18 protein-coding genes are annotated in these 19,823 nt (G+C 71.9%); 15 read left to right on the top strand and 3 right to left on the bottom strand.

Going from position 1 to position 19,823, the window contains the following annotated elements:
• Window positions 1–31: 31 nt before the first annotated feature.
• The 7 genes from coaD to ACFW3D_RS16895 all read left to right on the top strand — a co-directional run bounded on the left by coaD (window position 32) and on the right by ACFW3D_RS16895 (window position 5,284).
• Window positions 32–511 carry a pantetheine-phosphate adenylyltransferase gene (gene coaD / locus ACFW3D_RS16925; RefSeq protein WP_220093307.1) on the top strand — a complete coding sequence of 160 codons (480 nt, stop codon included), beginning with the start codon at window positions 32–34 and terminating at the stop codon, window positions 509–511.
• 10 nt (window positions 512–521) lie between these two features.
• Window positions 522–1,607, top strand: coding sequence for an ATP synthase subunit B family protein (locus ACFW3D_RS16920; RefSeq protein WP_500504914.1), 1,086 nt, complete (start codon window positions 522–524; stop codon window positions 1,605–1,607).
• Between the two features lie 91 nt (window positions 1,608–1,698).
• Window positions 1,699–2,325, top strand: coding sequence for a YceD family protein (locus ACFW3D_RS16915; protein WP_500504913.1), 627 nt, complete (start codon window positions 1,699–1,701; stop codon window positions 2,323–2,325).
• A gap of 2 nt (window positions 2,326–2,327) precedes the next feature.
• Entirely contained in the window at window positions 2,328–2,501 is a 174-nt protein-coding gene (gene rpmF, locus ACFW3D_RS16910; protein WP_026251550.1) for a 50S ribosomal protein L32, read from the top strand.
• A gap of 19 nt (window positions 2,502–2,520) precedes the next feature.
• Entirely contained in the window at window positions 2,521–3,270 is a 750-nt protein-coding gene (gene rnc / locus ACFW3D_RS16905; protein WP_500504912.1) for a ribonuclease III, read from the top strand.
• A 94-nt stretch (window positions 3,271–3,364) separates the two neighbouring features.
• Window positions 3,365–4,264 carry a bifunctional DNA-formamidopyrimidine glycosylase/DNA-(apurinic or apyrimidinic site) lyase gene (mutM, locus tag ACFW3D_RS16900; RefSeq protein WP_500504911.1) on the top strand — a complete coding sequence of 300 codons (900 nt, stop codon included), beginning with the start codon at window positions 3,365–3,367 and terminating at the stop codon, window positions 4,262–4,264.
• Window positions 4,265–4,396: 132 nt separating this feature from the next.
• Window positions 4,397–5,284 (top strand): phosphotransferase, encoded by an 888-nt coding sequence (locus ACFW3D_RS16895; RefSeq protein ID WP_500504910.1) that lies wholly within the window; start codon window positions 4,397–4,399, stop codon window positions 5,282–5,284.
• 226 nt (window positions 5,285–5,510) lie between these two features.
• On the opposite strand, the gene ACFW3D_RS16890 is transcribed toward ACFW3D_RS16895, so the two are convergent.
• Entirely contained in the window at window positions 5,511–6,428 is a 918-nt protein-coding gene (locus tag ACFW3D_RS16890) for a CAP domain-containing protein (RefSeq protein WP_500504909.1), read from the bottom strand.
• Between the two features lie 124 nt (window positions 6,429–6,552).
• Here ACFW3D_RS16890 and ACFW3D_RS16885 point away from each other — a divergent pair, with 124 nt between their 5' ends.
• From ACFW3D_RS16885 to ACFW3D_RS16870, 4 genes are all read left to right on the top strand, one after another.
• A complete protein-coding gene (locus tag ACFW3D_RS16885; RefSeq protein WP_500504908.1) occupies window positions 6,553–6,834 on the top strand; it encodes an acylphosphatase in 282 nt (93 codons plus the stop codon).
• A 413-nt stretch (window positions 6,835–7,247) separates the two neighbouring features.
• Entirely contained in the window at window positions 7,248–7,436 is a 189-nt protein-coding gene (locus ACFW3D_RS16880; RefSeq protein ID WP_431948146.1) for a hypothetical protein, read from the top strand.
• A 175-nt stretch (window positions 7,437–7,611) separates the two neighbouring features.
• Window positions 7,612–11,169, top strand: a complete 3,558-nt coding sequence (smc, locus tag ACFW3D_RS16875) for a chromosome segregation protein SMC (protein WP_500504907.1) — start codon at window positions 7,612–7,614, stop codon at window positions 11,167–11,169.
• A 208-nt stretch (window positions 11,170–11,377) separates the two neighbouring features.
• A complete protein-coding gene (locus tag ACFW3D_RS16870) occupies window positions 11,378–12,808 on the top strand; it encodes a sugar porter family MFS transporter (RefSeq protein WP_500504906.1) in 1,431 nt (476 codons plus the stop codon).
• Between the two features lie 89 nt (window positions 12,809–12,897).
• Here the strand turns inward: ACFW3D_RS16870 and ACFW3D_RS16865 are convergent, their stop codons facing one another.
• On the bottom strand, window positions 12,898–13,887 hold the full coding sequence (locus ACFW3D_RS16865; protein ID WP_500504905.1) for an LLM class flavin-dependent oxidoreductase: 990 nt from the start codon (window positions 13,885–13,887) through the stop codon (window positions 12,898–12,900).
• A gap of 100 nt (window positions 13,888–13,987) precedes the next feature.
• On the opposite strand from ACFW3D_RS16865, the gene ftsY reads away from it, so the two are divergent.
• Window positions 13,988–15,214, top strand: coding sequence for a signal recognition particle-docking protein FtsY (gene ftsY / locus ACFW3D_RS16860; RefSeq protein WP_500504904.1), 1,227 nt, complete (start codon window positions 13,988–13,990; stop codon window positions 15,212–15,214).
• A 66-nt stretch (window positions 15,215–15,280) separates the two neighbouring features.
• On the opposite strand, the gene ACFW3D_RS16855 is transcribed toward ftsY, so the two are convergent.
• Entirely contained in the window at window positions 15,281–15,955 is a 675-nt protein-coding gene (locus ACFW3D_RS16855; RefSeq protein ID WP_500504903.1) for a bifunctional DNA primase/polymerase, read from the bottom strand.
• Window positions 15,956–16,253: 298 nt separating this feature from the next.
• On the opposite strand from ACFW3D_RS16855, the gene nsdA reads away from it, so the two are divergent.
• From nsdA to ACFW3D_RS16840, 3 genes are all read left to right on the top strand, one after another.
• On the top strand, window positions 16,254–17,702 hold the full coding sequence (gene nsdA, locus ACFW3D_RS16850) for a transcriptional repressor NsdA (RefSeq protein WP_500504902.1): 1,449 nt from the start codon (window positions 16,254–16,256) through the stop codon (window positions 17,700–17,702).
• Between the two features lie 420 nt (window positions 17,703–18,122).
• Window positions 18,123–19,481, top strand: a complete 1,359-nt coding sequence (locus ACFW3D_RS16845) for an ammonium transporter (RefSeq protein ID WP_500504901.1) — start codon at window positions 18,123–18,125, stop codon at window positions 19,479–19,481.
• On the top strand, window positions 19,478–19,816 hold the full coding sequence (locus ACFW3D_RS16840) for a P-II family nitrogen regulator (protein ID WP_500504900.1): 339 nt from the start codon (window positions 19,478–19,480) through the stop codon (window positions 19,814–19,816). The genes ACFW3D_RS16845 and ACFW3D_RS16840 overlap by 4 nt, the downstream gene beginning before the upstream one ends.
• Window positions 19,817–19,823: the final 7 nt, after the last annotated feature.

Below are 19,823 nucleotides of genomic sequence, written 5' to 3'. Positions count from 1 at the left end.
CCCGCAGAACCCTCAGAGCGAGGAGTCACCGTTGCGCCGCGCCGTCTGTCCGGGGTCCTTCGATCCCGTCACCAATGGACACCTCGACATCATCGCCCGCGCCTCGCGCCTCTACGACGAGGTGTACGTGGCCGTGATGATCAACAAGTCGAAGCAGGGCCTCTTCTCGATCGAGGAGCGCATCGCCCTCATCGAGGAGGTCACCGCCGAGTACGGCAACGTGCGCGTGGAGGCCTTCCACGGCCTGCTGGTGGACTTCTGCAAGCAGCGCGACATCCCCGCCATCGTGAAGGGCCTGCGCGCGGTCAGCGACTTCGACTACGAGCTGCAGATGGCCCAGATGAACAACGGGCTGTCCGGCGTGGAGACCCTCTTCGTCCCCACCAACCCCACCTACAGCTTCCTGTCCTCCAGCCTCGTCAAGGAGGTGGCGCAATGGGGCGGCGACGTCGCTCACTTGCTGCCCCCCGTCGTGCTGGAGGCCCTCAAGAAGAAGCTCGCGCAGCAGTAGAGTCTGGGACGTGGACGTCCAGAAGAAGCTCGACGAGATCGTGGCCGCCGTGGAGGCCGCCCGGTCCATGCCGATGTCGGCCTCCTGCGTGGTCAACCGTGCCGAGCTGCTCGCCATGCTCGAAGACGTGCGGTCGGCATTGCCCGACTCGCTCTCCCAGGCCCAGCAGCTGCTGGGCGGGCGGGAGCAGATGGTCGAGGAGGCCCGGGCCGAGGCCGGCCGGATCATCGAGGCCGCGCACGCGGAACGCGGCTCGCTGATCTCCGACACCGAGATCGCCCGCCGCTCCCAGCAGGAGGCCGAGCGCATCGTCACCGAGGCGCAGCGCGAGGCCACCGAGATCCGGGCCGAGGCCGACGACTACGTCGACAGCAAGCTCGCCAACTTCGAGGTCGTGCTGACCAAGACCATCGGCTCGGTGGACCGCGGCCGCGAGAAGCTGCTGGGCCACGGCCCGGCCCTCGACGAGAACGGCTATCCGTACGAGGACGACGACGCGCCGGAGCGCAGCGGCGACCCCGAGACGCTGCGCCGCCGTGCCGACGAGTACGTGGACGCCAAGCTGGGCGCCTTCGAGGCGGTCCTCAGCAAGACCCTGGAGGCCGTCGGACGGGGCCGTCTGAAGCTCACCGGCCACCGCCCCATCGACGAGCTGGGCGCCCACATGGCCGCCCACGACGCGGACGGCGAGGGCCAGGTCCCCGGGCAGTCCGACGCCGAGTACCTCGCGGGCCTGGCCGCCCCCGTGGCCCCGGGCGACTACCGGTACGACCCGAACGCCGTGCAGCAGCCCGACTACGGCTACCAGCAGCCCGACCCGTACCAGCAGCAGGTGCAGCAGCCGGACCCGTACCAGCAGCAGGGCCAGGGGCAGTACGCCGACCCGTACGCCGCGCAGCCGCAGCAGGCGTACTACGACCCGAACTACGGCTGGCAGCAGCCGCAGCAGACCGGGTACGAGCAGCAACAGCAGTACATCCCGCAGCAGCACCAGCAGGGCCAGGGCGCGGCGCTGGACGAGACGAGCTTCTTCGACACCAGCATGATCGACCTGAACCGGCTGCGTGAGCTGGAGCAGGAGCGCGGTTTGGGCTGAGCCCGGGGGACCGGTATCCTGATCCCTCAGCCGTGTGATCCCCGGCGCTTTGGCGTGCCCGCCGTCGTGACGACGGGCACGCGCCGGACCGATGAAAGCAGGAACCCTGAACACCCGCCTCGACCACCGCAACCCGCTCGTGTTCGACACGCATGAGCTGGGTCGTCGTCCTGGGGCGATGAAGAAGGTCTCCCGCTCGGTGCCGGCCCCCAAGGACATGGGCATCGAGGTCATCGGTGTCCGCGAGGGCGCGGAGATCACGCTGGACCTCCGCCTGGAGTCGGTGATGGAGGGGGTGCTCGTCACGGGCACCGCCCGCGCACCGCTCTCGGGGGAGTGCGTAAGGTGTCTGGAGCCGGTCGAGCGCGAGCTCGAGACGGACTTCCAGGAGTTGTACTCCTACCCCGACGCCGACACCCGGACCGGTGGGCACCACAGTGCCGCCGACGCCGGTGACGACGCCGAGGAGGAGGACACTCTCTTCCTCGAGGGCGACCTGTTCGACCTCGAGCCCGTGCTGCGCGACGCGGTGGTTCTCGAACTGCCGCTGCAGCCGGTGTGCCAGGACGACTGTGCCGGTCTGTGCTCCGAGTGCGGGGCGCGGCTGGCGGACGACCCGGACCACCACCACGAGGTCACCGACATCCGTTGGGCGGCCCTGCAGGAAATCCAGCTGAGCGGTGCCGAGGACGGCGCCGACGAGAACCAGGAGAAGTAGCCGTGGCTGTTCCCAAGCGGAAGATGTCGCGCAGCAACACGCGCCACCGCCGTTCGCAGTGGAAGGCTGCGCCCGTGAGCCTGGTGGCGTGCGAGCGCTGCCACGAGCCGAAGCAGCAGCACATCGCGTGCCCGAGCTGCGGCACCTACAACCGTCGTCAGGTCCTCGAGGTCTGATCGGCGGGTGAGGGGCTCCATGTCGTCAGACGGCGCAACGTCGACGGACGCCGGTAAGGCAGCCTCGTCCCCCGCGGTTCTGGAAGGGCGGCTCGGGTACACACTCGAACCCGCCCTTCTGGTGCGTGCGCTGACCCACCGCTCGTACGCGTACGAGAACGGTGGTCTGCCCACCAACGAGCGCCTGGAGTTCCTCGGGGACTCCGTGCTCGGCCTGGTGGTCACGGACACGCTCTACCGCACCCACCCGGACCTCCCGGAGGGCACGCTCGCCAAGCTGCGGGCCGCGGTGGTGAACTCCCGAGCCCTGGCCGATGTCGGCCGCGGCCTCGACCTGGGCAGCTTCATCCGCCTGGGCCGGGGCGAGGAGGGCACGGGCGGCCGGGACAAGGCGTCCATCCTCGCGGACACCCTCGAGGCGGTGATCGGTGCGGTCTACCTGGACCAGGGTCTGGACGCCGCGTCGGAGCTGGTGCACCGGCTCTTCGATCCGCTGATCGAGAGGTCCTCCAACCTCGGTGCGGGACTGGACTGGAAGACCAGCCTCCAGGAACTCACCGCGGGCGAGGGACTCGGTGTCCCGGAGTACGTGGTCTCCGAGACCGGACCCGACCACGAGAAGACCTTCACGGCTGCCGCCCGCGTCGGTGGTGTCGAGTACGGCACCGGCACCGGCCGCAGCAAGAAGGAAGCAGAGCAGCAGGCCGCCGAGGCCGCCTGGCGCGGAATCCGTGCCAAGCGCGACGCGAACGGCACTGTCGCGAGCTGAACCCGTCAGGCCCGTCCGGCCGGCCCCGAAGGCCGCCCGGGCGGGCCTTCCGGTTCCCCGGGCGGGGAACCGCCGTCCGAGAGGAGCGCACCGCGTGCCGGAGCTGCCCGAGGTCGAAGTCGTACGCCGCGGTCTTGACCGCTGGGTGAGCGGCCGCACGGTCGCCCGGGCCGAGGTGCTGCACGCGCGTTCCGTGCGCCGCCACCTCGCCGGCGGCGCGGACTTCACCGCCCGGCTGGAGGCGCAGACCTTCGGTCCCGCCCTGCGCCGCGGCAAGTACCTGTGGCTGCCGCTCCAGGACTCCCCGCTGGCCCTCCTCGGCCACCTCGGCATGAGCGGGCAACTGCTCGTCCAGCCCGAGGACGCGCCCGCCGAGACCCACCTGCGGATCCGGATCGGATTCGAGGACGACCTCGGTACGGAGCTGCGCTTCGTCGACCAGCGCACCTTCGGCGGCCTGTCGCTGCACGAGTGCGTGCCCGGCGACCCGGAGCGCCTGCCGGTCCCCCTGTCGCACATCGCGCGCGACCCGCTCGACCCCCGCTTCGACGACGCGGCCTTCCACACCGCGCTGCGCCGTCGCCGCACCACGATCAAGCGGGCGCTGCTGGACCAGTCGCTGATCAGCGGGGTCGGCAACATCTACGCCGACGAGGCGCTGTGGCGGACCAGGCTGCACTACGAGCGGCCGACGGCGACCCTGACCCGTCCGGTCACCACCGAACTGCTCACCCACATCCGCGAGGTCATGACGGACGCCCTCGCCGCCGGCGGCACGAGCTTCGACAGTCTGTACGTGAACGTCAACGGGGAGTCCGGCTACTTCGACCGCTCCCTGGACGCCTACGGCCGTGAGGACGAGCCCTGCCGCCGCTGCGGCACCCCCATCCGCCGCCGCCCCTGGATGAACCGGTCGAGCTACTTCTGCCCGCGCTGTCAGCGGCCGCCGCGCGGCACGGCGGGCCCGGCAGCCCTCGGCGTCCGCTCGTCGTAGCGGCGTGCGGCCGCAGCCGCACGGCGGAGAACGTTCCGCCCACGCCCTCGGCGCGGCGCCGCAGCGCGTCGAACCGCGGTGCCCGCCGGAAACCCCCGGCGCGGGCGGGGCCGTACGGCGCACAATGGGCGGATGCTTCCCGACGGCCCGCCCTCGCCGCCCTCCACGCCCGCCCCCGCCGCCACGTACGCCGAGTCCGCGGAGCCGCAACCGGAGATCCCCCTGCTCGGCGGGGACGTGACCGAGGGCGTCGTCCGCGTCGGCGACACGGTCCGTCGTCCCACCGGCGCGCACAGCCCCCTGGTGCACGCCCTCCTCCGGCACCTGGAGGACGTCGGATTCCCCGGCGCCCCGCGCCTCCTCGGTATCGATGCGGTCGGCCGCGAGGTGCTGAGCTATGTCACGGGTGAGGTCGCCGGACGTCCGCGGCCCGCCTGGATCGCCGACGAGGACCGCCTCGTCTCGGTCGGCCGCCTGGTCCGTGCCTACGACGACGCGGCCACCGGTTTCACCCCGCCCGACGGCGTACGGGTCCCCGCCGGCCCCGCCCCGCATCCGGACATGCCCCCCGCGCCGGCCCACCCCGCCGAGGTGGTCGGGCACATGGACTTCACGCCCGACAACATCGTCTTCCGGGACGGCCGGGCCGCCGCGCTCATCGACTTCGACCTGGCCAGGCCGGTCCCGAGGGTCGAGGAGATCCACAACGCGATGCTCTACTGGGCCCCCATCGGCGACCCCGCCGACGCCGACCCGAGCCTGCGCGACGTCGACGTCCCCCGCCGCTGCCGCCTCCTCGCCGACGCGTACGGCATGTCCGGCACCGACCGCGGCCGTCTGCTGGAGGTCGCCGTGGTGCGGACCCGCCGCGCGTGGTTCTCGATGAAGCGCATGGCCGAGGCCGAGGGCGGCGGATGGGCCCGCATGTGGCACGAAGGCGTCGGCGACCAGATCAAACGCCGCGAGGCATGGCTGGAGCGCCACGGCTCGTCGATCGAGGCGGCGCTCACCGCTCCGTAGCGCCGGGGGAGCGCCGCTCACGGCCGGGCAGGACTCCGTACAGGTCGAGCGCCAATCCGGCCGACCACCCGAGGAGGCGCCCCGTGCCCCTCACCACTGGTTCCTCCACCGCGCCCCACCCCACTCAGCCGGAATCCGCCCCCGGACAGCGGACGGTCATGCCCACCTCTACGTACGCGGAGCCGGCCCCGTTCAACGCAACGCCGACGGCCGGCGACCGACTACCTCAGTAGCCGAAGTCCTGCGTCCACCAGGGGCCGCCCTCGCCGAAGACGGCGCCGACGCCGATCTTCTTGAAGTCGCAGTTGAGGATGTTGGCGCGGTGGCCCTCGCTGTTCATCCAGGCGTCCATGACCTCCTGGGCCGTGGCCTGGCCGCGGGCGATGTTCTCGCCGCCGAGGTTCTTGACGCCGGCCTGTGCGGCGCGGTCCCAGGGGTCGTCGCCGTCGGGGTCGGTGTGGTCGAAGAAGCCCCGGGCGGCCATGTCGGCGCTGAAGTCCGAGGCGAGCTCGGAGAGCTTCTTGTCGGTGTGCAGCGGCTGGCAGCCGGCGGTCGCCCGGACGGTGTTGACCAGGGCCAGGACGGAGACCTCGGCGACGCTCTGGTCGCCGTCCGGCACCTCGTCGTCGCCGGGCGCGGTGGTGGCCGCGGGCAGGGACGGGATGGCGGCCGGCGCGGTGGACGCGGAGGGCTGCGGCGCGGCGGGCGTGGTGGCGGTCTCGTCCGGGGCGGTGGTGGGAGCGGAGGCGGACGGGGCCGGCGGCGTCGCGGTGGTCGCGGGTGCCGACGGAGGGGCCACGGAGGGCGCGGTCGTACGGGCGTCCCCGCGGCTGGCGGGGGCCGAGGTGTCGCGGTCGGCGGGCACGGCGCCGACGTCCTGCGGGCTCGCGGTGTTCGGCAGCCCGGCGGCCTGGACCTGGCCGGGAGCGTCGTCGTGGTACGCGAACCCGCCGGAACCGTCCGGCGAGGGCAGCAGTCCGCTGGAGACGCCGATCGCGCCGACGGCCAGCGCGGCGGACGAGGCCAGCAGCCCGGTGCGCACCGGGTTCTGCTTGCGCCGCTTGGCCCTGCTGGTCTGCCCGCGGTGGCGCGGCGCCTCCGAGAACGGCGCCGGCTCAGAGGCTTTACGACTGTGGCGGCCCATCCGGTGCAGTCCTTTATGTCGACGGTGTTCACCCGAACGGGTGAGTCCTGTTGCGGCGCGACTGTACCGAAAGACAGGCGGGGCCGGTGTGAACCCTGTGCAACTTGCGCGTTAGCGTGCTTCCATGAACGACGCTGTCCGACTCACGGCCTGGGTGCGAGGCCGAGTGCACCAAGTGGGTTTCCGCTGGTGGACCCGGGTGAACGCACTGGACATCGGTGGGCTCGACGGCTATGTGAGCAATCTCTCTGACGGACGTGTGCAGATCGTGGCCGAAGGCGACCGGTCGCAATGCGACGGTCTGCTCGACCGGCTGCGGACCGGCGACACGCCCGGACGCGTCGACGGCGTCACCGAAATCTGGGGCGAGCCGCGCGGCGGCTATGAGGGCTTCGCGATCCGCTGAGGCGGAGTCCGGCGCACCGCCCCGTCCTCGCAGGTGAGGGGTGAGGTGACAGATCACCGGCAATCTCACGTGGCAAGAGCGACAAGGAGGTTGCCATTTCGCGCACCGCGTGCGAGGCTGCCGACATCGAGGACGCGGTGATCTTCGGGGAGCGATTGACGGCCCCGTCCTCCACGCCACGCGGGACGCCCGCGGCGCCCTTCTCGCGCCGTGTTTTCCAAGGCGCACCCGACGACCGGGCTGTGATCGTGTTGACCGTCCAACCAATTGGTGAGACGCTGGAAGCCCCGCGCACCGCAGCTGTAGGCATGGCAAAGGGCAGCTTCGGCGCACACGGCGCGGGTGCCTCTAACCCCTCACAAACGACCCACACCGCTCCCCGGTCGGTCACTCAGCGTGGAGGACCATCCATCATGGCAAAGGCGCTTCTCGGTTACGTCGGCGGTCCCGACCCGCGACTCCTCGCCGAGATGCGAAGGCTGCAGCAGCGTGTCCAGGACCTGGAAACCGAGCTCGTTCGGATCCAGGCCGAGAACGACGCGCTTGCCGCTGCTTCGCGCGAGCTCGTCGACGTACCTCACGCGGAGCCGGTTCTCGCCTGATCCGGCCTTTCGGCCGGTCAAGTGGAAACGACTCCGTTTGGGAATGTGCAAGGGACGCCCCGGCGTCCCTTCGTCGTTTTCCGCCCCGTTGCCCTCCCATGATCTCCGCCCTTGCATTGCATGTGCCCCCCGCATTCCTCGGTGAAACCGGGAGCGGGAGGTAGAGTCCAGCGGCGTGCACCTCAAGAGCCTGACCCTGCGCGGGTTCAAGTCATTCGCCTCGGCGACGACGCTGCGGTTCGAACCCGGAATCACGTGTGTCGTCGGCCCGAACGGTTCCGGCAAGTCCAATGTCGTGGACGCGCTTTCCTGGGTCATGGGCGAACAGGGCGCCAAGTCGCTGCGCGGCGGCAAGATGGAGGACGTGATCTTCGCCGGCACGACGGGGCGGCCGCCGCTCGGCCGTGCCGAGGTGTCGCTCACGATCGACAACAGCGACGGTGCCCTTCCGATCGAATACGCCGAGGTCACCATCACGCGGATCATGTTCCGCAACGGCGGCAGCGAATACCAGATCAACGGGGACACCTGCAGGTTGCTGGACATCCAGGAACTGCTCTCCGACTCCGGTATCGGCCGCGAAATGCACGTGATCGTCGGTCAGGGACAGCTGGATTCGGTTCTGCACGCCGATCCCATGGGCCGTCGCGCCTTCATCGAGGAAGCGGCCGGCGTCCTCAAGCACCGCAAGCGCAAGGAAAAGGCGCTGCGCAAGCTGGACGCCATGCAGGCGAACCTGGCCCGCGTCCAGGACCTCACCGGTGAGCTGCGCCGTCAGCTCAAGCCGCTGGGACGGCAGGCACAGGTGGCCCGCCGGGCGGTGGTCATCCAGGCCGACCTGCGCGACTCCCGGCTGCGGCTGCTCGCCGACGACCTGGTCACCCTGCGGGAGGCGCTGAACGCCGAGGTCGCCGACGAGGCCGCCCTCAAGGAGCGCCGCGACGCCGTCGAGACGGACCTGGCGGCCGCCGTGCAGCAAGAGGCGCGGCTGGAGGAGCAGGTCAGGGCGCTCGCCCCGCGGCTCGCCGACGCCCGGGCCACCTGGTACGGACTGTCGCAGCTGGCCGAGCGGGTCCGCGGCACGATCGGCCTGGCCGAGCAGCGGGTACGCCATGCCACCGCGCAGCCCGCCGAGGAGCGGCGCGGCCGCGACCCGGAGGACATGGAGCGCGAGGCGGCCCGTATCCGCGAGCAGGAGGCGGAGCTCACCGACGCCCTGGAGGCCGCGCAGCGCGCGCTGGACGACACGGTCGACCACCGCGCGGAGCTGGAACGCCGCCTCGCAGAGGAGGAAAAGGCCCTCAAGGCCGCCGCCCGGGCCATCGCCGACCGCCGCGAGGGCCTGGCCCGGCTGCAGGGTCAGGTCAACGCCGCCCGCTCCAAGGCCGGATCGGCCGAGGCCGAGATCGGCCGGCTGACCGCCGCCCGCGACGAGGCGCGCGAGCGCGCCGAGTCCGCCCAGGAGGAGTACGAGGAACTCCGCGCCCGGGTCGAGGACCTGGACGCCGACGACTCCGAGCTCGACGAACGCCTGGAGGCGGCCAAGGACGAGCAGGCCCGCGCCGACGAGGCCCACTCCGCCGCCCGCGAGGCCGCCACCGCCGCCGAACGCCGAAGGGCTGCCCTCGCCGCGCGCCACGACGCCCTCGCGCTCGGCCTGCGCCGCAAGGACGGCACCGGTGCCCTGCTCGCCGCGGGCGACCGCCTGGCCGGGTTGCTCGGCCCCGCCGCCGAACTCCTCACCGTCGCCCCGGGCCACGAGGTGCCGGTCGCCGCCGCGCTGGGCGCCGCCGCAGACGCCGTGGCCGTCTCCGGCCCGTCCGCCGCCGCCGAGGCGCTGCGGCTGCTGCGCAAGGACGACGCGGGCCGCGCCGCGCTGCTCGTCGCCGGTGGCACCGCCCTGCCGGAGGCCGCCGAGGTGCCCCCGGGCGCGCGGGCGGCGGCCGCACTCGTCGCGGGCCCCGACGAACTGCTCCCGGCCGTGCGCCGTCTGCTGCGGGACCACGTCGTCGTGGACACCCTCGCCGACGCCGAGTCACTGGTCGCCGCCCACCCGCGGCTGACCGCGGTGACCGCGGAAGGCGACGTCCTCGGCGCCCACTTCGCCCACGGCGGCTCGGCCGGCGCCCCCAGCCTGCTGGAGGTCCAGGCCGCGGTCGACGAGGCCGCCGCGGAGCTGGAGGCCCTGGCCGGGCGCTGCGAGGCGCTCGCGGAGGAGCAGGCCGCGGCCAAGGAACGCCGGTCGGCCGCCGCACGGGTGGTCGACGAGCTGACGCAGCGTCGCCGGGCCGCGGAGAAGGAGAAGTCGGCCGTGGCCCAGCAGCTGGGCCGGCTGGGTGGCCAGGCACGTGCCGCGGCCGGGGAGGCGGAACGTTCTGCCGCCGCCGTGGGCCGCGCCGAGGAGTCGCTGGCGGCCGCCGTAGAGGAGTTCGAGGAGCTCTCCTTCCGGCTGAGCGAGGCGGAGGCCGCCCCCGCCGAAGAGGAGCCGGACACCTCCGTACGGGACCGGCTGGCCGCCGACGGCGCCAATGCCCGCCAGACCGAGATGGAGGCACGGCTCCAGGTCCGTACCCACGAGGAGCGGGTCAAGGGCCTGGCCGGCCGCGCCGAAGGGCTGGACCGGGCCGCCCGTGCCGAGCGCGAGGCCAGGGCCCGGGCCGCCCGCCGCAAGGCGCGCCTGGAGTACGAGGCGCAGGTCGCCTCCGCGGTCCTGAGGGGTGCGCAGGGCCTGCTGGCCTACGTCCAGGTCTCGCTGGGGCGCGCGGACGAGGAGCGGGGCGCGGCCGAGCGGGCCAAGGCCGAGCGCGAGGCGGAGCTGGACACCGCGCGGCGCCGAGGCCGGGAGATGAAGTCCGAACTGGACCGGCTGACCGACTCCGTCCACAAGGGCGAGGTGCTGGGCGCCGAGAAGCGTCTGCGGATCGAGCAGTTGGAGGGCAAGGCGCTGGAGGAGTACGGCGTGGAGCCCGGGGGACTGGTCGCGGAGTACGGACCGGACGTGCTCGTGCCGCCGTCCGCGCCCGCCGAGGGCGAGGTGCTGCCGGAGGACCCGGAGCACCCGCGGAACAAGCCGCGCCCGTACCACCGGGGCGAGCAGGAGAAGCGGCTCAAGGCGGCGGAGAAGGCGTACCAGCAGCTGGGCAAGGTCAACCCGCTGGCGCTGGAGGAGTTCGCGGCGCTGGAGGAGCGGCACAAGTTCCTCTCGGAGCAACTGGAGGACCTGAGGAAGACCCGGGCCGACCTGCTCCAGGTGGTCAAGGAGGTCGACGAGCGGGTCGAGCAGGTCTTCACCTCCGCGTACCACGACACGGCCCGGGAGTTCGAGGGCGTCTTCTCCCGGCTCTTCCCCGGCGGCGAGGGCCGGCTGATCCTCACCGACCCCGAGAACATGCTCACCACCGGTGTGGAGGTCGAGGCCCGTCCGCCGGGCAAGAAGGTGAAGCGGCTGTCGCTGCTGTCCGGCGGCGAGCGCTCGCTGACCGCCGTGGCGCTGCTGGTGTCGATCTTCAAGGCCCGGCCGAGCCCGTTCTACGTGATGGACGAGGTCGAGGCGGCGCTGGACGACACGAACCTGCAGCGGCTCATCCGGATCATGCGGGAGCTGCAGGAGAGCTCCCAGCTGATCGTCATCACCCACCAGAAGCGGACCATGGAGGTCGCCGACGCGCTGTACGGCGTCTCCATGCAGGGCGACGGTGTGTCGAAGGTCATCAGCCAGCGCCTCAAGGACTGATCGACTTCAAGTTGTGAACGAATGAAGGGGATCTCGGGAGGATCCTCTGCTTCTTTGTGTCGAGATGGGCGGGTTTTACTTTGAGGATTGTAGGAATAAGGTCTGCGATGTTGTTTTAGTGTTCGAGTGATGGCGACTTGGGGAGTCCCGGCACTCGTTGCTCCTGCCCCCACCTGAGGGCTCAACGCAGAGTCCGGGAGATTCACCAGTGACCACCACCGCACGGAAGTCCCGAACGGCGGCCCGCTCCGGCGGCCCCGCCGACCACCTCGGGCACGTCGTCTTCATCACCGCGGCCGCCGCCATGGGCGGTTTCCTCTTCGGCTACGACAGCTCCGTCATCAACGGCGCCGTCGAGGGCATCCGCGGAAGGTACGACATCGGCCCCGCCGCGCTCGCCCAGGTCGTCGCCATCGCACTGATCGGCTGCGCGATCGGCGCCGCCACCGCGGGCCGCGTCGCCGACCGCATCGGGCGCATCCGCGTCATGCGGATCGCCGCCGCGCTCTTCACGGTCAGCGCCGTCGGCTCCGCCCTTCCCTTCGGGCTCTGGGACCTGGCGCTGTGGCGCGTCATCGGCGGCTTCGCCATCGGCATGGCGTCGGTGATCGGCCCCGCCTACATCGCCGAGGTCGCTCCCGCCGCGTACCGCGGCCGGCTCGGCTCCTTCCAGCAGGCCGCGATCGTGATCGGCATCGCCGTCTCCCAGCTCGTCAACTGGGGCCTGCTCCAGGCCGCCGACGGCGACCAGCGCGGTGAGCTGCTGGGCCTGGAGGCGTGGCAGGTCATGCTCGGCGTGATGGTCGTGCCCGCCGCCCTGTACGGGCTGCTGTCCTTCGCCATCCCCGAATCGCCCCGCTTCCTGATCTCCGCAGGGCGGATCGCCGATGCCGAGAAGGTGCTGCGCGACGTCGAGGGCGAGGACGCCGACACGGGCGCGCGGGTCGCCGAGATCCGCGAGCACATGCGCAGTGAGCACCGCTCCGGCTTCAAGGACCTGCTCGGCGGGCGCCTCGGCTTCGCCCCGGTCGTGTGGATCGGCATCGGGCTGTCGGTGTTCCAGCAGCTCGTCGGCATCAACGTGATCTTCTACTACTCGGCCACCCTCTGGCAGTCCGTGGGCGTCGACCCGAGCAGCTCGTTCTTCTACTCCTTCACCACGTCGATCATCAACATCGTCGGCACCGTGATCGCGATGTTGTTCGTCGACCGCATCGGCCGCAAGCCGCTCGCCCTCATCGGCTCCGTCGGCATGGCGGTCTCCCTGGGCCTGGTCGCCTGGGCCTTCTCCCACAAGACCGGCACCGGCGACCACATCAGCCTCCCCGGCACCGAAGGCGCCGTGGCGCTCGTCGGCGCGCACGCCTTTGTGCTCTTCTTCGCCCTGTCGTGGGGCGTGGTGGTCTGGGTCCTCCTCGGCGAGATGTTCCCGAACCGGATCCGCGCCGCGGCGCTCGGCGTCGCCGCCTCCGCGCAGTGGATCGCCAACTGGGTGATCACGGCCAGCTTCCCCAGCCTGTCGGACTGGAACCTGTCGCTGACCTATGTCATCTACACGGCCTTCGCGGTGCTCTCCATCCCCTTCGTCGTGAAGTTCGTCCCGGAGACGAAGGGCAAGACCCTGGAGGAGATGGGCTGAGGGCCCGCCGGCTTCGGCCGCGCCGCCCCCGTGGTGCCCGCACGGGCCCCGGGGCGGCGCGGCCGGCCCGGCCGCTCGCGACCGCCCGGTCAGTCCTTGAGCCGGGGCAGCACCTGCTCCGCGAACAGCCGCAGGCTCCGCCAGCCCTCCTCGACCGGCATCCCCCCGCACAGCGGGTGCAGCACGAGCGCGGCGGCCGGGTCGGTGCTCGCCTCCGCGAAGGCGACGCACTCGTCGGGCGTGATCACGCGGTACACGCCCTCGCGGCGCAGTTCCTCCGGGGAAGCCGCCGTGGAACGCACCGCCGAGCGGATGCCGGCGGACTGCCAGGAGGCGTAGGTGGCGGCCTCGTGGAACAGGTGCCGCCCGTACTCGGCCCAGGTGCGGTCGGGATCCTCGGACAGGTGGAGCAGCGGCACCTGCGGCGGGGGCATCAGGCACCAGCCCTCCGTGCCGTGCTCGGCGAGCTGCTCCCGGTAGTACGCCTCCAGCTCCGGCAGGTGGGCGCTGGGGAAGAAGGGCAGGCCGAACCGCGCCGCCCGGCGCGCCGCGGCGCGCGAGCTGCCGCCGACGATCAGCAGCGGGTGCGGGGAGCTGTGCGGGCGGGGCGTGACCCGCACGGTCCGGCCGCGGAAGGCGAAGGGCTCACCGGTCCACGCCTTCAGGAGCGTGTCCAGCAGTTCGTCCTGGAGGGCGCCGCGCCGGTGCCAGTCGACCCCGAGGGCCGCGTACTCCTCGGGGCGGTAGCCGATGCCGGCGACGGTGACCAGCCGTCCGCCGCCGACGTGGTCCAGCACCGCGAGGTCCTCCGCCAGCCGCAGCGGGTCGTACAGCGGCCCGATCAGCGCGGAGACGGTGACCGCGATCCGGCGGGTCGCGCCGAGGGCGGCCCCCGCGAAGGTGAGGGGCGAGGGCAGCCAGCCGTCGGGGGAGCCGTGGTGTTCCTCGGTCTGGAGGGTGGCGACGCCGTGCTCGTCGGCGTACCCGGCCATCTCCAGGGCGGCCCGGTAGCGGTGGCTCAGCACCCCGGGCGAGGCCGCGGGGTCGACGAGGTTGAAACGTACGACAGTGGCGGGCATGCGCCGACGTTAGCTGACGAACCGTCAGATGAACAGAGTCGCGGACGCCCGCCGGGTGGCTCCCGGTAGGGCGGGCCGCGTGACCGATACTGGACGGGTTATGGAAACCGTCATTCTTGCCGTAGTCATCGCCCTGGTCGTGATCCTGGCGGCCGGCGGGCTGGTGGTGGGCAGCCGCCGCAGGAAGCAGCTGCCCCCCGCGCCGCCCACCGAGCAGCCGACGATCACCGCGCCTCCCGCCGAACCGCACATCGGCGACGAGGCCGAGGCCCCGCGGGACGAGCCCCGCCGGACCATCGAAGAGGTCGAGCTCCCCGAGTCCGAGGACGCCTCCGCAGGCGGCGTCCTCGTCGAGGAGCGTCCGGCCGCCCCCGAGATCGAGCGGCCCGAGCCCACCGCCGGCCGCCTGGTGCGGCTGCGCTCCCGGCTCTCCCGTTCGCAGAACGCGCTCGGCAAGGGGCTGCTCACGCTGCTCTCGCGCGAGCACCTCGACGAGGACACCTGGGAGGAGATCGAGGACACCCTGCTCACCGCGGACGTCGGTGTCGCGCCCACCCAGGAGCTGGTGGAGCGGCTGCGCACGCGGGTGAAGGTGCTCGGCACCCGCACCCCCGCCGACCTGCGGCAGCTGCTGCACGAGGAGCTGCTGACCCTCATCGGCACGGACCTGGACCGCACGCTCCACACGGACGGCCTGCCGAACGCGGACGGGGCCGACCAGCCGGCCGTGCTGATGGTCGTCGGCGTCAACGGCACCGGCAAGACCACCACCACCGGCAAGCTCGCCCGTGTCCTGGTGGCCGACGGCCGCAGCGTCGTGCTGGGCGCCGCCGACACCTTCCGTGCGGCGGCCGCGGACCAGCTGCAGACCTGGGGCGAGCGGGTCGGCGCCCGCACCGTGCGCGGGCCCGAGGCCGGCGACCCGGCGTCGGTCGCCTTCGACGCGGTCAAGGAGGGCATCGCCGAGGGCGCGGACGTCGTCCTCATCGACACCGCGGGCCGGCTGCACACCAAGACCGGCCTGATGGACGAGCTCGGCAAGGTCAAGCGCGTCGTGGAGAAGCACGGCCCGGTGAACGAGGTCCTGCTGGTCCTGGACGCCACGACCGGCCAGAACGGCCTGGTGCAGGCCCGGGTCTTCGCCGAGGTCGTCGACATCACCGGCATCGTGCTCACCAAGCTCGACGGCACCGCCAAGGGCGGCATCGTCGTCGCGGTCCAGCGCGAGCTGGGCGTCCCGGTCAAGCTGATCGGCCTGGGCGAGGGAGCGGACGACCTCGCGCCGTTCGAGCCCGAGGCCTTCGTGGACGCGCTGATCGGCTCGTAGCCGGCGGCAGCGGTCAGCCTGCGGACAAAGGGGCGCACTCCCGGGAGTGCGCCCCTTTCTCATGGCTCACGCGCAGGCGCGGTCCCGGTGGCAGACGTACGCCAGCGTGCCGAGCAGCAGCCGGGCCTCCGGGGGCTGGCGGGCGGCGTCCAGCGCCGGCGGTCGCAGCCAGCGGACCGGGCCGAGGCCGCCGAGGTCGGAGGGCGGGGCGGTCACGTGGTCGCCCGGCCCGAGGCAGCGCAGGTCGAGGTCGGCGTCGTCCCAGCCCATGCGGTACAGCAGGTGCGGGAGCTCGGCGGCGGCCCCCGGCGCGACGAAGAACTGCGCCCGGCCGTCCGGGGTGGCGACGACCGGGCCGAGCCGCAGTCCCATCCGCTCCAGGCGCACCAGAGCGCGCACGCCGGATCGTTCCGCCACGTCGATCACGTCGAAGGTGCGCCCCACGGGAAGCATGAGCGCCGCGCCCGGCACGCGCTCCCAGGCGGCCACGGCCTCCTCGAGGGTCGCCCCGGCCGGCACCTCGCCGGCGAACTCCAGTACGTGGGCGCCCGGTGCCTCGCACCCCGGGTCACCGCAGGAGCACTGGCCGCCCCCGCGCGTGGCGCGCGCACCCGGCGCCACCGCCCATCCGCACAACCCGGTGTACTCCGCCACGGTGGTGCACGCCGAGGCGTGCGTCCGGCGGCGCGCGCCGGAGCGGATGTGTCGCATCTCCCGCATGCTGCCGATCGTGAAGCCCATGACACCCCCAACGGGTCGTAGTTGCCGATGGTTACGCCCGTGCCTGATCGGCATGTGTCAAGTGAATCGCTCCACGCGCACATGTAGTTCATTCGAAGGGGTGGCGAATGGTGGCGTTTTCGCTGGAGGCATCGCCGGATGGGTGATCGTAGGATTACTTTCGGTTTGCAAGCCCCGGAAGTGTGCGGGCCGGCGGGTATGCCGGAGGCAAGACTCGTAGGACACTGAGGCACTGGGGGCCAGGCAGGCAACGGCCCTCATCCCCGGAGGTGTTGGGCGACGGAATGGGGGCGTCACGGTGGGCGGCACACAGGACAAGCAGCCCAACGCGCAGTTGACCTCTTGGTTTGTGCGCAGCGGCTGGTCCAAGGGCGAACTCGCCCGTCAGGTGAACCGCAGAGCACGCCAGATGGGTGCACTGCACGTCAGCACGGACACCTCACGGGTGCGCCGCTGGCTGGACGGCGAGCAGCCGCGCGAACCCATCCCGCGCATCCTGTCCGAGCTGTTCTCCGAACGCTTCGGCACCGTCGTCCCGGTGGAGGACCTGGGGCTGCGCCCCGCCCACCAGCCGCCGGCCTCCACGGGAGTGGACCTGCCGTGGGCCGGGCCGCAGACGGTCCAGCTGATCAACGAGTTCTCCCGCAGCGACCTGATGCTCGGCCGCCGCGGCTTCCTCGGGACCTCCCTGGCGCTGGCCGCCGGCCCCGCACTCGTCGAGCCGATGCAGCGCTGGCTGGTGCCCACCCCCGCGTCCGGTGCCGACGTCCCCCCGCCGCGCGACTCCGGCGCCAGGGTCCGGCTCTCCGAGCCCGAGCTGGAGCTGCTGGAGGCCACCACGGTGATGTTCCGGCAGTGGGACAACCAATGCGGCGGCGGCCTGCGCCGCAAGGCCGTGGTCGGCCAGCTGCACGAGGTCACCGACCTGCTCCAGGAGCCGCATCCGCAGTCCGTCGCCAAGCGGCTCTACCGCGTCACCGCCGAGCTCGCGGCGCTCGCCGGCTGGATGTCGTACGACGTCGGCCTGCACCCCACGGCGCAGAAGTACCTGGTCCTGGCCCTGCACGCGGCCAAGGAGGCCGACGACCGCCCGCTGGGCGCCTTCGTCCTGTCCAGCATGAGCCGTCAGATGATCCACCTGGACCGGCCCGACGACGCACTGGAACTCATCCACCTGGCGCAGTACGGCAGCAGGGACAGCGCGAGCGCCACCACCCAGGCGATGCTGTACGCGATGGAGGCCCGCGCCTACGCCAACATGGGCCAGGTCAGCAAGTGCCACCGTGCCGTGCGGATGGCCGAGGACTCCTACACCGACTCCCGGCCCGCCGAGGACCCGGACTGGATCAGCTTCTTCAACGAGGCCGAGCTCAACGCCGAGAACGCCCACTCCTACCGTGACCTGGCGTACGTGGCCGGCCGCAGCCCCACGTACGCCTCGCTGGCCCACCCGGTGATGCAGCGGGCCGTCGACCTGTTCGCCAAGGACAGCGTCCACCAGCGCGCATACGCCCTCAACCTGATCGGCATGGCCACCGTGCACCTGCTGCAGCGCAGCCCGGAGGAGGCCGCCGACCTCACCGTCCAGGCCATCGACGTCGCCAAGCACGTACGTTCCGAGCGGGTGAACACCCGCATCCGCAAGACCGCCGACAGCGCCCTGCGCGACTTCGGCAAGGTCGCCGAGGTCGCCCAGCTCAGCGAGCGCCTGGCCGCCGACCTCCCCGAGGTCGCCGAGACCGCCTGACCGGCGGTCCGCCCCGCACCCCGGCCGCGGCCGGCCATCCCGACAGCCCGACTCGGCTCCCCCATGCCAGGTCAACCGGGTGGCTCGCCGCGGCCGGTCCTCGTCCACCGACGCGTCGTCCGCCGAGGAGGCGTCCCGGCGCGCCCCTTCGACGGCGTGGCGAGGTTTGTACACCCCGGCCCGCGCGGCACGTATACAGCTCGTCGGCCCGCCCGAGGGGTCACGGAGTCGTGACGGCGTCGTCATGGCGGCGCCCGCAGGGGCGGCGGTTCATCGCGTCGTAACACGGACGACTTCTTCGTCACGGTGACGAAACACCCGATGGCGTCGACGGAAACCCGGCTGGGACAACCTCATGGCGAAAACCGGCCCACCGAGCCCGCTTCCCGCACGGGCCGTTCGGATGACGAGGAGACGCCGATGGCAGCAGGCTTTTTGACGCTTGCCGCAGATACGCCCACGTTCGACAGCGGTAGCACGGCGTTCATGCTGCTGAGCGCAGCGCTGGTGCTCGTGATGACCCCCGGCCTCGCCTTCTTCTACGGCGGCATGGTGCGGGTCAAGAGCGTGCTGAACATGCTGATGATGAGCTTCATCGCCATCGCCATCGTCACCGTGCTGTGGACGCTCTACGGCTTCAGCGTCGCATTCGACTCCGGGAACGCCTTCTTCGGCGGCTTCGAGTGGGCCGGCATGCGCAACATCGGGATCTCCCAGCTGTGGGACGGCTACACCATCCCGGTCTACGTCTTCGCCGTGTTCCAGCTGATGTTCGCGATCATCACGCCGGCCCTGATCAGCGGCGCCCTGGCGGACCGGGTGAAGTTCACCGCCTGGTCGCTCTTCGTGGCCCTGTGGGCGACGGTCGTGTACTTCCCGGTCGCCCACATGGTCTGGGCTTCCGACGGCTTCCTCTTCACCCGCGGCGTGATCGACTTCGCCGGTGGTACGGCGGTGCACATCAACGCCGGTGCCGCGGCGCTCGGGGTGATCCTCGTCATCCGCAAGCGGGTGGGCTTCAAGAAGGACCCGTTCCGGCCGCACAACCTGCCGCTGGTCATGCTCGGCGCCGGTCTGCTGTGGTTCGGCTGGTTCGGCTTCAACGCCGGATCCTGGCTCGCCTCCGACGGCGTCGCGGCCGTGGCCTTCACCAACACCCAGGTCGCCACCGCCGCCGCGATGCTCGGCTGGCTCGCCTACGAGAAGATCAAGCACGGCTCCTTCACCACCCTCGGCGCCGCCTCCGGCGCGGTCGCCGGCCTCGTCGCCATCACCCCGGCCTGCGGCTCGGTCAGCCCGCTCGGCGCCATCGCGGTCGGTGTCATCGCCGGTGTGGCCTGCGCCGCCGCGGTCGGCCTGAAGTTCAAGTTCGGCTACGACGACTCCCTCGACGTGGTCGGCGTCCACATGGTCGGCGGCATCGTCGGCTCCCTGCTCATCGGCTTCTTCGCCACCGGCGGGGTCGGCCAGACCGCCAAGGGCGTCTTCTACGGCGGCGGCTTCGACCAGCTGTGGAAGCAGTTCCTCGGCGTCGGCGTGGTCCTCGCGTACTCGCTGGTCGCCTCGGCGATCCTTGCCAAGCTCATCGACCTGGTGATCGGATTCACCGTCAGCGAGGACACCGAGGTCGCGGGCATCGACCAGGCCGAGCACGCGGAGACCGGCTACGACTTCGCGGGTGTGGCCGGCGCGGTCCGCTCCGCCCTCTCCTCCCTGGACAGCAGCAGTGGCACCGGCACCCAGGTGACCGACGCCCCGTCGAAGAAGGTGGACGCGTGAAGCTCATCACCGCGGTCGTGAAACCGCACCGGCTGGACGAGATCAAGGAGGCCCTGCAGGCCTTCGGCGTCCAGGGCCTGACGGTCACCGAGGCCAGCGGCTACGGCCGCCAGCGGGGCCACACCGAGGTCTACCGCGGTGCCGAGTACACCGTGGACCTGGTGCCCAAGATCCGCATCGAGGTGCTCGTCGAGGACGGCGACGCCGACCAGCTGGTCGACGTCATCGTCAAGGCGGCCCGCACCGGCAAGATCGGTGACGGCAAGGTCTGGAGCATCCCGGTCGAGACCGCCGTACGGGTCCGGACCGGGGAGCGCGGTCCGGACGCACTCTGAGGACGCG

This window comes from Streptomyces sp. NPDC058864 (genome assembly GCF_042742985.1).
Lineage (GTDB): Bacteria > Actinomycetota > Actinomycetes > Streptomycetales > Streptomycetaceae > Actinacidiphila.
This window is presented reverse-complemented; position numbering and strand designations above follow the sequence as displayed.